This window comes from Synechococcus sp. CCAP 1479/9, assembly GCF_019038535.1.
Lineage (GTDB): Bacteria > Cyanobacteriota > Cyanobacteriia > PCC-6307 > Cyanobiaceae > Cyanobium.
In genome coordinates this window covers 19,915-32,843 of sequence record NZ_JAFKRK010000028.1, presented here as the reverse complement: position 1 = coordinate 32,843, position 12,929 = coordinate 19,915, and the positions used below count along the sequence as shown (strand labels likewise).

The 12,929-nt window shown below is 68.8% G+C and carries 12 protein-coding genes; 6 read left to right on the top strand and 6 right to left on the bottom strand.

Features of this window, described 5'->3' with window-relative positions:
* Window positions 1-66 precede the first annotated feature (66 nt).
* Genes pds through KUG38_RS12245 form a run of 3 tightly spaced genes read left to right on the top strand, consistent with a single transcriptional unit; the run spans window position 67 to window position 4,024 of the window.
* A complete protein-coding gene (pds, locus tag KUG38_RS12255) occupies window positions 67-1,488 on the top strand; it encodes a 15-cis-phytoene desaturase (protein ID WP_216922041.1) in 1,422 nt (473 codons plus the stop codon).
* Window positions 1,485-2,414 (top strand): phytoene synthase, encoded by a 930-nt coding sequence (locus KUG38_RS12250; RefSeq protein WP_502690438.1) that lies wholly within the window; start codon window positions 1,485-1,487, stop codon window positions 2,412-2,414. The genes pds and KUG38_RS12250 overlap by 4 nt, the downstream gene beginning before the upstream one ends.
* Window positions 2,411-4,024 (top strand): TolC family protein, encoded by a 1,614-nt coding sequence (locus KUG38_RS12245; protein ID WP_216922038.1) that lies wholly within the window; start codon window positions 2,411-2,413, stop codon window positions 4,022-4,024. Before KUG38_RS12250 ends, KUG38_RS12245 begins: the two co-directional genes overlap by 4 nt.
* Here the strand turns inward: KUG38_RS12245 and KUG38_RS12240 are convergent.
* A complete protein-coding gene (locus KUG38_RS12240; RefSeq protein WP_216922034.1) occupies window positions 3,915-5,402 on the bottom strand; it encodes a HAMP domain-containing protein in 1,488 nt (495 codons plus the stop codon). The two genes, KUG38_RS12245 and KUG38_RS12240, sit on opposite strands and share 110 nt — an antisense overlap.
* Before the next feature lie 110 nt (window positions 5,403-5,512).
* Here KUG38_RS12240 and KUG38_RS12235 point away from each other — a divergent pair, with 110 nt between their 5' ends.
* Together KUG38_RS12235 and KUG38_RS12230 are read left to right on the top strand one after the other, a co-directional pair.
* Window positions 5,513-6,289, top strand: coding sequence for a MinD/ParA family ATP-binding protein (locus KUG38_RS12235; protein ID WP_216922031.1), 777 nt, complete (start codon window positions 5,513-5,515; stop codon window positions 6,287-6,289).
* A complete protein-coding gene (locus KUG38_RS12230) occupies window positions 6,276-6,575 on the top strand; it encodes a hypothetical protein (RefSeq protein ID WP_216922028.1) in 300 nt (99 codons plus the stop codon). The genes KUG38_RS12235 and KUG38_RS12230 overlap by 14 nt, the downstream gene beginning before the upstream one ends.
* Here the strand turns inward: KUG38_RS12230 and KUG38_RS12225 are convergent.
* From KUG38_RS12225 to KUG38_RS12205, 5 genes are read right to left on the bottom strand one after another with little or no spacing between them, the layout of a single operon-like run.
* Window positions 6,566-7,528 (bottom strand): alpha/beta fold hydrolase, encoded by a 963-nt coding sequence (locus KUG38_RS12225; RefSeq protein WP_216922025.1) that lies wholly within the window; start codon window positions 7,526-7,528, stop codon window positions 6,566-6,568. The two genes, KUG38_RS12230 and KUG38_RS12225, sit on opposite strands and share 10 nt — an antisense overlap.
* A 20-nt stretch (window positions 7,529-7,548) precedes the next feature.
* Entirely contained in the window at window positions 7,549-8,232 is a 684-nt protein-coding gene (locus KUG38_RS12220; RefSeq protein ID WP_216922022.1) for an ABC transporter ATP-binding protein, read from the bottom strand.
* Between the two features lie 5 nt (window positions 8,233-8,237).
* Entirely contained in the window at window positions 8,238-9,425 is a 1,188-nt protein-coding gene (gene devC, locus KUG38_RS12215; protein WP_216922019.1) for an ABC transporter permease DevC, read from the bottom strand.
* Window positions 9,422-10,519 carry an HlyD family efflux transporter periplasmic adaptor subunit gene (locus KUG38_RS12210; protein ID WP_216922016.1) on the bottom strand — a complete coding sequence of 366 codons (1,098 nt, stop codon included), beginning with the start codon at window positions 10,517-10,519 and terminating at the stop codon, window positions 9,422-9,424. Before KUG38_RS12210 ends, devC begins: the two co-directional genes overlap by 4 nt.
* A complete protein-coding gene (locus KUG38_RS12205) occupies window positions 10,516-11,559 on the bottom strand; it encodes an aromatic ring-hydroxylating dioxygenase subunit alpha (RefSeq protein WP_216922013.1) in 1,044 nt (347 codons plus the stop codon). Before KUG38_RS12205 ends, KUG38_RS12210 begins: the two co-directional genes overlap by 4 nt.
* 161 nt (window positions 11,560-11,720) lie before the next feature.
* Here KUG38_RS12205 and KUG38_RS12200 point away from each other — a divergent pair, with 161 nt between their 5' ends.
* Window positions 11,721-12,929, top strand: coding sequence for an MFS transporter (locus KUG38_RS12200; protein ID WP_216922011.1), 1,209 nt, complete (start codon window positions 11,721-11,723; stop codon window positions 12,927-12,929).

Below are 12,929 nucleotides of genomic sequence, written 5' to 3'. Positions count from 1 at the left end.
CCCCCCGGCGCCGGTCGCCCCTGCCCTGGGAGGCCCGATAAGGTTGCTGCTGATCTCGGGTACGACATGCGGGTTGTCATCGCCGGGGCCGGTCTGGCCGGCCTGTCCTGCGCCAAATACCTCTGCGACGCCGGCCACACCCCGATCGTGCTCGAAGCCAGAGACGTGCTGGGCGGCAAGGTGGCGGCCTGGCAGGACGCCGATGGCGACTGGTACGAAACCGGTCTGCATATCTTCTTCGGCGCCTATCGCAACATGCGCCAACTCTTCGCCGAGCTGGACATCGAGGATCGCCTGCAGTGGAAGTCCCACGCGATGATCTTCAACCAGAAGGAAGTTCCGGGTACCTACAGCCGTTTCGATTTCCCGGATCTGCCGGCTCCGCTGAACGGGGTGGCGGCGATCCTGGGCAACAACGACATGCTCACCTGGCCGGAGAAGATCGCCTTCGGCCTTGGCCTGGTGCCGGCCATGCTGCGCGGCCAGGCCTATGTGGAGGAATGCGACAAGTACAGCTGGAGCGAATGGCTGCGGATTCACAATATCCCCGAGCGCGTCAACGATGAAGTCTTTCTCGCCATGAGCAAGGCGCTCAACTTCATCAACCCCGAAGAGATCTCCAGCACGGTGGTGCTCACCGCTCTCAACCGCTTCCTCCAGGAAACGGACGGCTCCAAAATGGCCTTCCTGGACGGCAACCCGCCGGAGCGGCTCTGCCAGCCGATGGTCGAGTACATCGAGGCCCGGGGGGGTGAGGTCCATCTGGAGTCGCCCCTCAGGGAGATCCGCATCGACAAGGACGGCGCCGTGACGGGCTTCCGCATCGGCGGCATCAAGGGGCGTCCCGAGCGGGAAATCCAGGCCGACGCCTACGTGAGCGCCATGCCCGTTGATCCGCTCAAGCTGCTGCTGCCGGACGCCTGGAAGTCACTGCCCTACTTCAGCAAGCTCGAGGGGCTGCGGGGGGTGCCGGTGATCAATATCCATCTCTGGTTCGACCGCAAGCTCACGGACATCGACCACCTGCTGTTCAGCCGTTCCGACCTGCTCAGCGTCTATGCCGACATGAGCAACACCTGCCGGGAGTACGAGGATCCCCACCGCTCCATGCTGGAGCTGGTGTTCGCCCCGGCCGCCGACTGGATCGGTCGCCCCGATGCGGAGATCGTGGCCGCCACCATGGAGGAGCTCAAGCGCCTGTTCCCCATCCATTTCACCGGCGACACCCCGGCCGTGCTGCGCAAGTCGGTGGTCGTCAAGACGCCCCTCTCCGTCTACAAGACCGTGCCGGGCTGCCAGCAGCTGCGGCCCTCCCAGGACTCCCCCATCCCGAACTTCTTCCTCGCGGGCTGCTTCACCATGCAGCGCTACCTGGCCTCGATGGAGGGGGCGGTGCTGAGCGGCAAGCTCTGCGCCGCCGCCGTCGATGCCCACCTCTCCGGCAGTGGCCAGGGTCCGGCCCCCGCCCAGAGCCTGGCGACGGTGTGAGTGTGCTGGCCCCGCTGCCCCTCGACCGCGCTTCCGACCTGGAGGAGGCCTACGAATCCTGCCGACAGGAGACGGCGCAGTGGGCCAAGACTTTCTATCTCGGCACGATGCTGTTGCCGCCGGCCAAGCGCCGGGCGATCTGGGCGATCTACGTCTGGTGCCGCCGCACCGACGAACTGATGGACAGCGCCCAGGCCCAGACGCTGTCGGCCGAGGTCCTGCTGGAGCGTCTCGATGCCTGGGAGGAGCGCACCCGCGCGCTGTTCGCCGGCCATGCCGTCGATGGCCTCGACCGGGTGATGCTGGACACGATCGAGCGTTTTCCCCAGCCCCTGCAGGCCTACCTCGACATGATCGAGGGCCAGCGGATGGACGTGCTGCGCGACCGCTACGCCAGCTTCTCCGATCTCCAGCTCTATTGCTACCGGGTGGCGGGCACCGTGGGTCTGATGACCCAGGAGGTGATGGGGGTCGATGCGGCCTACACCTCCGCCCCCTGGAGCGAGCGTCCCGACACCTCCGAAGCGGCCGTGGCCCTGGGCATCGCCAACCAGCTGACCAACATCCTCCGGGATGTGGGTGAGGATCGCGGTCGTGGCCGCATCTACCTACCCCAGGAGGATCTCGACCGCTTCGGTTACTCCGAAGCCGATCTGATGGCCGGGCGTCTCAATGAGAATTGGCAGGCGCTGATGCGGTTCCAGCTGGAGCGGGCCCGGGACTGGTTCAACCGCTCCGAGGCCGGCGTGCGCTGGCTGGCTCCGGATGCCCGCTGGCCGGTGTGGGCATCGCTGCGGCTGTATCGGGGGATCCTTGATGTCATCGAGAGGTTGGATTATGACGTCTTCAATCACCGCGCCTTCGTGCCCAGGGTCGGCAAATTGCTGGATCTTCCCCTCTCCTATGTGATCGCCCAGACGCGATGAAGCGGCGCCCCATCCGCCAGGCCATCGGGCCGCTGAAGCGGCTGCTGCCTGTGTCCGTACGCCTCACCCTCGCCGCCTCCGCCGGGCTGACGCTGCCGGGCCCGGCCCTGGCCCAGTCCCTGCCGGCTTCGGTCAGCCCTCCCGAGGTGAAGGCGGTCGAGGGACTGGGGGCGGGATGGCCCGGCCCGATGCCCAGCGGTGACCGCCTGCCCCCCTTGCCCCCCGAGCTCCTGGGGGCCCTGACGATGGAGCAGGCGGCGGCCTGGGCCGTGGATCGCAACCCCGTGGTGCGCTCCGCCTATCAGTCGTTGGTGGCCACCCAGAACAGCCTCGGCGCCGCCTACGCCAGCTGGTGGCCCACCCTCAACCTCAGCCTCAACGGCGGGCCCTACGCCTCCAAGACCTTCTACAACTACCCCTTCAGTGCCTCCGCGGGCTTCTCCATCTCCGGCTCCGGTCTCAGCAGTCAGAGGGTGTTCGAGGCCAGCTACTTCCAGGCGATCGGCCAGATCGACACCACCTGGAACCTGATCGATCCCACCCGGTCGGCCACGATCTGGCAGAACAAGTATCTGGTCCGCCAGGCGGCCGACACCTATGTGATCACCCGCCGCGACCAGCGCCTCAAGACCCAGTCGGCCTACATCGATCTGCAGCGGGCCCTCGCCGCCGTCCAGACCGGCCGCCAGATCGTCGAGAACGACGAGCTGCTGTATCGGCTCGCCCAGACCCGGGTGCAGATGGGGGTGGCCTCCAAGCTGGAGGTCTTCAAGCAGCAGACGGTGTTGCTGGCCGATCGCCAGGCCCTGCTGGCCGCGGAGCAGCAGGTGGAGACCGCCCGGGCCAACCTCGCCCAGCTGCTGGCCACCCCCAGTCCCGACGCCCTCACCCCCGCCACGCCCTTCGCACCCCTCGGCGCCTGGGACCATTCCCTCGACGACTCGATCACGGCGAGCCTCGCCTACCGCAAGGTGCTCGAGCAGCAGCTCCTCGCCGTCCAGACCAACGAGGCCCAGGCGCGGATCTACCTGGCCACCTACCGCCCCACCCTGCAGCTGATCACGTCCCTCTACTGGACCAAGGGGGTGGGTTACCTCAACCAGGGCCCGCCGTTCGTGCCCAACGCCCGCTCCGACGAATGGAACGGATCGGCCCTGCTGCAGCTGACGTTCACGGGCTTCGACGGCGGCCAGGCCCGCATGAACGCCGCCGCCGCCCGCCGCCAGGCGGCGGCCGCCGCCGAGACCTACAGCGCCACCGTGCTGCAGGTGCGCAGCGACGTGCAATCCCTGGTGGCCCAGGCCCGCTCCGGCCGCAGCATCGTGCTGGCCGGCGCCGAACGGGTCAAAGCGGCCAACGGGGCCCTGCGCCTCCAGACCCTGCGCTTCAACGCCGGCTACGGCACCATCACCGACGTGGTGCAGGCCCAGCAGGAGATCAGCCAGGCGGTGAGCTCCTACATCCAGAACCTGGCCACTTACAACGACACCCTGGTGCAGCTCAGCCGCTCGAGCGGCCTGCAGGTTCAGCCTGATCCCGCCCTGCTCCAGGCGGTGGGCAATCCCCTGCAGACCCTGCGTCTGCCGACACGGATGGGGCAGATGCGCTGATCTGCTCCAGGCGTCGCTGGCGCATGGCCCGGGCCCGCTCACTGAGCTGCTCGAAGCCGGGGTCGTTGAGGATCGAGCAGACCTGGCCCTGCAGTTCGCTGGCGTTGATGTTGATCTCCATCTGGCGGATCTGGTCCCGCAGGGAGTTCTCCCGGTCCGCCACCGCCCCCGACATGCGGTTGAAGGCCCGCACCAGCCGGCCGATGGCGTCGTCCGACGGGTAGGTGAGGGCCTGATGGCCCTGGCCGTCGGCGATGGCATCGGCGGCGGTCGCCAGCTCCCGCAGCTCCCGCCGGATGCCGCGGGCGATCAGCCAGGCGGCGACGCCACTGGCGCTGATCAGGATCAGGGTGAGGATCACCAGCCGGCGGACCATCTCGTCCTTGGCCACCTGCATCGGCAGGAGGGCATCGGCGAGGGCCTCCTCCTCGACGGACACGACCGCCAGCCAGTTCCACTCAGGGAAGGCGGCGATGTAGAGGTGCTGCAGCACCGGGGTGGTGGAGCCCGGGGGGCGCACCATGGCCTTGCGCTCGAAGGGCTCGCTATGGCCGAGGGTGCGGGGATCGGGAATGCCGCCGTTCTGGCGCAGGGCCATGGCCAGGTCGATGCAGGCCTCCGTGTCCTCGGTCTGGTAGCTGCAGTACAGCCCTCCGGTGGGGGTGATGCCGAAGAAGGCCGCCTGGTGGGTCTCGGCGGGGAAGAGGCTGGAGCCGGCGGCGAGGAGCTTGGAGGCGGCCTGGGTGCTGACGTCCACCAGCAGGGCCAGGTGGCCTTCGCCGGGCTGGCGACCCGAAAGGACGGTCAACCGGGCCATCCGCCATTCCCCATCCAGCTGCAGCATGGCGCTGCGACTCATCTCCGTCGCCGGAGCGCCCTTGAAGAGGTGTTGGAAGTCGTCCACCGTGGCTGGCAGGGCAGGTGCGCCGGGCTCCAGGGCCTGCCCCTGGCTGGTGATGCCCGTGAGCCGGCGCCAGGTGCCGCTGCGGTCGCGGTAGTAGACGGCGGCCCGCTCCCGCAGCAGGGCCAGGGGGAGTCGCAGCCGGTCGTTGAGCAGGGCGGGGGCCTGGTCCTGGGTCAGGGGCTGGCCCTTCCAGGACAGGCGGCCTTCGGTGTCCATCCGCAACGGCGCCAGGGCCTTGCGCAGATCCTTGGAGTCCTGACGGATGACCCGGCTGAACTCCTCGGCCGACTTCTCGATGATCGAGGTGGTGACCGCCAGGGAGGAGAGGTTGTCGTGGTCGAACATGGTGCTGATCTCGATCCGGGCCTTCTGGGCCAGGCGGATCGAGCCGATGGTGGCCAGCGCCAGGAAGATCGCCAGGCTCACGAGCGGGCCGCTGACCCCCAGAAGCATCAGCCGCACGGACAGGCGCAAGGGTCGCCCCCGCCTCACCGCCGCTGTCCGTTGAGGCCGTCCGGCGAGCCGTTGGCGAATCGTCAAAAGGGCCTTCAACGCCATGCCTATGATTTTCCCACGTCCGTGAGATGGATCGCTTCATGACCAGGATCCTTTCCGTCCATTCCTTCCGCGGTGGAACGGGAAAATCCAACCTCTCGGCGAATCTGGCGGCCGCATTCGCGGCCCGCGGACTCAGGGTCGGCGTCTTCGACACCGATCTTGCTTCACCAGGTATTCATGTGCTGTTCGGGTTCACGGCAGGGCCGGAATCCCATACGCTCAATGATCATCTTCAGGGCTCCATTCCGATTGAAAAGTGCTCCCATGACGTGACCCCCGCCTCGATGGCGGGCGGCAAGGGGCGCATCTTTCTGGTGCCTGCCGCCATGGAGGGCGACCGGATCGCCCGGCTGCTGCGGGAAGGCTATGAAGTGGAGCGGCTCAACGATGCCCTGTTCAGCCTGGGCCAGAGCCAGCACCTGGATCTGCTGATCGTGGACACCCACCCCGGGATCAACGAGGAGACCCTGCTCACCACCGCCATCTCCGACTGTCTGGTGATGGTGATGCGCCCCGACCAGCAGGACTACCTCGGCACGGCCGTGGCGATCGAAGTGGCCCAGAGGCTGATGGTGCCCGAGGCCCGCCTGGTGGTGAACAAGCTGCCGGCCCATTTCGATGCCGAACAGGTGCGCGCAAGGGTGGCCCAGAGCTACGGCATTCCCGTCGGAGCGATCCTGCCCCTCAGCGACGACCTGCTCACCATCGCCAGTGGCAGCCTGGCCCTGATGGATGTCCCCACCCACCCGTGGAGCACCGGGGTGACCCAGCTCGCGGCTGACCTCGCCGATGCGCTCCTCTGAGCACGACACCGGCGCTGACCCCGCCGGCGACGGCCCGCTGACCATGGCCCGGCTGCTGGCGCTCGAACCCGCCGCGCTGCGGCGGCTCCTGACCACGGGACTGCGGGCCGGACTGGCTGAGGACGAGCTCGACGCCGGTTGTGCGGCCGCGGTGGCCCCGGGCCAGGCGCCGGCGGAGCTGCGGGCCCTGCTGCAGGAGCGGGGCTGGCTGGGCTGGGATCCCGATCGCCAGCGCTGGCGCACCCGGCTGGGCGCCACCAGGCCGGCGGCGCCGCCTCAGGGCTGATCCGCCAGCGCCAGCCACTCCTCCAGCACCGGGTTCACCCGGGAGGGATCTTCGTCGTGGGGGCAGTGGCCGAGGCCGCTCAGGACGCGCAGGTCGCGGACGGCGGCGAAGGCCCCGGCCCAGCGCCGCGCCTCGGCCACCGGCTCCCACGGGTCCGCCTCCCCCCAGAGCAGCCGGACCGGGATGGTCAGTTCCGCCAGCAGGTCCGGGGCGAGTCGGTCGCGGAAGAGGTTGATGAAGCCCCGGAAACTCTCGTCGGCGCCGGGGCTGCGCGCCGGGGTCAGCAGCAGCTGCACCAGCTGGTCGTCGATGCCCTCGCCGGAGGGGTAGGCGGCGCCGAGCACCCGGCGGATCACGCCAGGGTTGGCCACCCAGCGGAACAGGCGGCCCGTGAGCCACCGCTGGCGCACCAGGCGCTTGAGCAGGGGCCGGCCGATCCGGCGCAGGGGCGGCTGCTCGCTCAGGCGGCGGTCGTCGAGGCTGCGCTGGGCACAGTCGATCAGGATCACCTGGCGGGCGTCGTCGCCGAGCCTGGCGGCCGCGGCCAGGGCCACGACGCCCCCGATCGAATTGCCGACCAGCTGGACCGGCGTGCCGATCACCTCCCGCACGAAGGCGGCCACCTGGTCGGCCCACAGGTCGATGCCGTAGCGGAGCGCCAGCCCGTCCTCCGGCTCATCTTCGAGCCGGGAGGGGGGCTTGCTGCTGGCCCCGAAACCCACCAGGTCGATGGCGTAGACCGGGCGCCGGCCGGCCAGCACCGGCAGGTTGTGGCGCCAGTGCTCCTTGCAGGCGCCGAAGCCGTGGATCAGCAGCACGGGCAGCGCCCCGCTCGCCTCCGGGGCCGCCGATGCGCGGGTCACGTAGCTGATCGTCTGCCCCTGCCACGACCAGCTGCCCAGCCAGTCCTCCGGGAAGATCGTGCCGCCGTCGGCCAGGGGAGTGACGGTCATGGGGCCTGGGGTCGGGGGACTCAATGGGACCCCTTCCAGGGTTCGACCCTGCCATCTTCGATGGCCCAGATCCGATCGGCGTCATCCAGCAGGCGCAGGTCGTGGGTCACCAGCAGCACGGAACTGCCCCGTTTGCGGCAGAGGTCGCCCAGCAGGGCCACCACCTCCTGGCCGGAGCTGCTGTCGAGGGAGGCGGTGGGTTCGTCCGCCAGGACCAGATCGGGCTCGGGGGCCAGGGCCCGGGCGATCGCCACCCGCTGGCGCTGGCCGCCGGAGAGCTCGGAGGGGAAGTGGTGCAGACGGTGGCCCAGGCCCACCGCCTCGAGCAGGGTGGTGGCCCGGTGCCGGCGCCGCTCGGGGTCCGGCTCGCTCAGCTGGAGCACGAGCGACACGTTCTGCAGGCTGGTGAGGGAGGCCACCAGGTTGTGGCTCTGGAAGATGAAGCCGATGCGGCGGCGGATCTCCACCCGCATCCGTTCGCTGGAGCGCCGCACCTCGCTGCCCAGCACCCGCAGGGAGCCCTCCTGGACGGATCGCAGCGCCCCCACCAGGGTGAGCAGGGTGCTCTTGCCGCTGCCGGAGGGCCCCACCAGCAGGGTGATCTCGCCGGGGTTCACCGTGAAGCTGATCCCGTGCAGGATCTCGCTGCGCAGCGGACCTTCCCCGTAGGCGTGGCGCAGATTCTCGGCGACGACAGGCAGCATCGGGATCAGAAGACGCTGGCCGGATCCGCATCCCGCAGCTTGTTGAGCGCGATGGCGGCCGCCACGGCGCAGACCCCGATGGTGAGGCTGAACACGAGCACGGTCTTGCCGGTGGTCATCACGATCTGGATGCCGGAGACGGCGGTGAGGAAGGCATAGAGGGCGGCGCTCGCCACCAGGGCGGGAACAAACGAGGAGATCGCCAGGATCGAGGCCTCCTGCAGCACCAGGATCAGCAGGAATCGGTTGCGGAAGCCCAGGGCCTTGAGGGTGGCGTACTCGTGCAGGTGGTCGCTGACATCGGTGTACAGCACCTGATAGACGATCACCCCCCCCACCAGCAGACCCATGATCGTGCCGAAGCCGAAGATGATGCCGAAGGAGGAGCTGGTGTTCCAGTAGTTCTGCTCGTTCGCGATCAGTTCGGGCTTGGTGAACACCTGGAGCTGGCTGCCGTAGAGGGCCCGCAGATGACGCTGGACGGGGGCGATGGCGGCCGGATCGGTGACGCGGATCAGGCCCATGGAGATCTCGCCCTCGTTGATCTGCTTGTAGGCCAGTTGCAGGGCCGTGGTGTCGCTGCTGATCAGGTTGCTGTCGGCGGCGAAGGTGGAGCCGAGGCGGAACAGGCCCACCACCCGGAAGGTCTTGGAGTAGTCGGAGAGGATCATCGTCTGGCTCCCCTGGGCCTTCACCGCCGCGGCGACCGGTCCGGTGTTGCTGTTGCCGGCCGCATCGAACAGCACGTAGCCGGGGGTGCGGATGCGGTCGATCTGCTCGCGCACCGGCGCCAGATCGAGAATCTGCTGGTCGGGATCGAAACCGATCAGGCGCAGGCTGGTGGGCTTGATCCCGCCCATCTGCTGGGCGTTCACATTGGCCACATAGACAGGGATGACATCGGCCACCCCCGGCACCCCCAGCGACTGATACAGCTGGGACTGGGGGAACTGCTGGAAGGCGCCGCTGTCGCGGGTGCCGGGGCTGATCACCACCAGATCCGTGATCAGGGCCTGGTAGAAGGTGGTCGCGCTGGTCAGCAGACCGGACTGGAAGCCCAGCTGCATGAACATCAGCAGGGCGGCGAAGCCGATGCCGGTGACGGCCACCAGGTAGCGGATCGGCTGGCGTTTCAGCTGCAGCCAGGCCACCGGCAGATCGCCCAGGCTGCGCCTCAGGGAGCGGCCGATCACGGCAGGAAGCGGACGTTCACGTTCAGCCCGCTGAGCTTGGCGAGGCGGGCGGAGTCGGCGGGGGTCAGCGCGATCTTCACCAGCACCACCCGGGCATTGACGTTGTTGTTGGAATTGACGCTGAACAGATCCCGGTCGGAGACCTCGCCGGTGATGTCCAGGACCCGGCCCTGCAGCTTGCCGCTGAAGCCACCGCTCTCCGGCCAGATCTCCACCGGCTGGTCAGGCCGCACCTGGGGAATGTCGCTCTGGAACACCTGGGCCCAGACCTGCATGGCGCCGATCTTGCCGATCTGGGCGAGCCCCTGGTCGGTTTCCTTCATGCCCGGCCAGCTGTAGATCCGCAGCAACTTGCCGTCGAGGGGGGAGCGGATCTCGGCGTTCCGCAGCTGGCTGCGGGCCTGGGCCAGGTTGGCCTTGGCCACCGCCACGTCGGCGACGGCCACCTCCCGGTCGACCGGACGGACCGTGAGGTTGTCGTAGAGGGTGCCCTTGAGGGCCTGGATGTTGGCCTGGCCCTGGGCGAGGGCCGCATCGGCCTTGCCGAGTTCCTCCTCGGAGATCGCCCCGGCCTTGAACAGCTCCACGCTCTTCTGCTGGCTGATCTTCAGATAGGGAATCACCACCTGCTCGGCCTTGAGATCCGCCTGGGCCTTGGCCCGGGCCCCCTGGCGGGCCCCCGCATCCACCTGGGCCAGCTTGGCTTCGCTGAGGGCCAGCTGGCTCTCGGCCTGGACGACACCCTTGCGGAGACTGGCCCAGCTGCTGAGGAACCCCAGCAGCTGGTCGCGGCGGATCGCCGCCCCCTCAGGTACCAGCCACTTGTCGACCACCTCCGAACCGCCGCTGTTGCCCGAGGCGGTGGACAGGGACACGACGCCCCCCTGGGGGGTGAGGCGTCCCAGGGCGGTCACGGCACGGGGCGCCAGGGGCGGCGGCGGCGGGGCGGGTCGGTGGGTCAGCTGCCAGCCCGCCAGCCCCAGCACGGCCAGCACCGACACCGTGACGACCTTGCGGCGGCCGCTGCCCCAGGCCCGCTCCCGCCAGGTGCGCTGCAGGCCCTCCAGCCTGTCGCCGTGCGGCGTCTCCGTCACGAACCGAGGGGCTCCGGGCGCGCCATGGTAACGGCGGGGTCCCCGCCCAGCCAGCGGCGGTGCATGCGGCGGTATTCGATCGAGAGGATGTCGGAGGCCACGTGCCGCTCCTGGGTGAGATCCAGGGGGACGGGGGTCGGCCGCTGGCTGCGCACCACCCCATGGTCCTCCTGGAAGATGGTGCGGGAGATGGCGATCGACTGGGCTTCACTGCCGGGCAGGCGGAAGCGCTTGCGTTTCGAATACTTCACCCAGCGGGCCAGGGTGTGGGTGTCGCTCTGGGGGAGGCTGGCGTTGAAGAAGACGAAGCGCAGCTGGTCGCCGATGCTGGTGTCGACGATGTTGAGGTTGGGGTAATAGAAGCTGAAGGTGGTGGTGGCGCAGAGGGGGCCGCTCTGGCCGCTCAGGGTGCGCAGCAGCTTCAGGACCCCTTTCACCGGCAGTTCGAAACTCACCGTGGCGGCGATCATGCGGTCCTCCTTGCGGAGATCGACGGGGATCGACAGGGGTGAATCCTGGCTGGCGAAGGTGCTCTTGTGCACCCAGTAGGCATGGGAATTGTCGAGGTTGGACTCGATCACCCGGCTGAAATGGGTGTCCCAGTCGAAGCTGCTCTCCACATGGCCCCAGGCCTCGTCCGGGAAGACGGGCAGATCGGGCAGCAGGGCCGGATCGGGCGGACCCTCACCCCACCACATCCAGATGAAGCCCCTGGACTCGACCGCCGGCCGCTCACCCACCAGGGCGCTGCGCGCCGGGGGACTGGAGCCGGCCGGTTCGGCGGGGGCCTCCAGGCAGGTCCCGTCGGCGGCGAATTTCCAGCCGTGGAAAGGGCAGCGCAGGCAGCCGCCCGCCTCCAGCCGCCCCAGGGCCAGGGAGGCCCCCCGGTGGGGACAGCGGTCGCTGAACAGCCTCGGCCGGCCTTCGGCATCCGGGAAGAGCACGAAGTCGTGGCCCGCGAAGGGGACGGCCACCGGTCCCTTGCGGAAGGCGAACGAAGAGGCGACGGCGTACCAGCAGTTCCGGGCCAGTTGAGACACCTGGGGAGGGGATGTCTCTGAGGTGGTCCCCGTCAATGACATGCTCTGCCGATGCTGCGCGGATCTTAAGCGAAGCGTCCCGATCGAGAGAGCGACACCCCCTAGATTGGCGCCGCCGCCAAGGTTGGGTCGTCCCACACTGCCGTCCGCATGATCCGCAAGTGATTCGCAAGCTGCGCAGTCCCCTGGCGATCGTCTTTCTCACCCTGTTGCTGGACAAGCTGGGCGAAAACATCGTCTATCCCCTGCTTCCCTTCATCCTCGAGAAGTTCTCTCCCGACGGACTCACCCTGGGGCTGCTGGCCTCCACGGCCACCCTGTTCTCCGTGCTGGCGTCACCGATCATCGGTTCCCTCAGTGATGCCTATGGCAGGAGGCCGGTGATCCTTCTGTGCGTGGCCATCAACGGTCTTTCCCTGTTCATGTTCGGCCTGGCGGGAACGCTGGGGCTGATCTTTCTCTCCAGGGCGATCAACGGCGTCTCCACGGCCACGGTCGGCACGGCCCAGGCCTACATCTCCGACATCTCCACCCCGGCGAACCGGGCCCGCAACTTCGGCATCAGCGGCGCCGCCTTCGGCCTCGGGGCCATCGCCGGTCCGGCCCTCGGTGGAGCGCTGGTGGGATTCGGCATGCGCATTCCGGTGTTCGTGGCCGCAGGCCTGGCGGCCTACAACTTCCTGATGGCGTTTCTGTACCTCAAGGAGACCCTGCCGCTCCAGAACAGGCCCCGCTTCCAGTGGTCCCAGATCAACGGACTGGCCCCAGTGATGGCCCTGTTGGCGCTGCCGAAGGCGAACCGCGTGGCGCTGGCCTTCTGCTGCTTCAACTTCGCCTTCAGCGGCTTCACCACCCTGCTGGTGCTCTATCTCAAGGATCAGTTCTCCTGGTCGGCCTCCCAGTCGAGCGGCATCTTCGTGATCGTCGGCCTCACCGTCACCTACGTGCAGGTGGCCCTCACCGGCCCGCTGGTGCGGCGCCATGGGGAGGCCCGCCTCAACATCTACGGTCTGCTGGCGGTCGCCGCCGGCATCGCCCTGATCCCCCTGGCCCGGGTGTTCGGCGCCGGCGCCGCCGTCGTGATCGTCACGGCCGCCGTGATGCTGTCGGTGGGGGCGGCCTGCGTGATCCCCACGGCCCGCAGCCTGGTCTCGCGGTTGGTGCCGGAGAACCGGCAGGGCGTGATGCTGGGCAGCCTGCTGGCCATCACGGGCCTGGCCAGTGCCCTCGGCCCGATGCTGGCGGGGGTGCTCTACGACCTCTCCCCCACCCTCTGCTTCCTGCTCCAGGCCGTGGTCTGCCTGCTGGGGGCGCCCCTGCTGCGCGGCGTCAGGGAACCGGTGCCGGTCCCCGTCGACATCGCCGGCTGA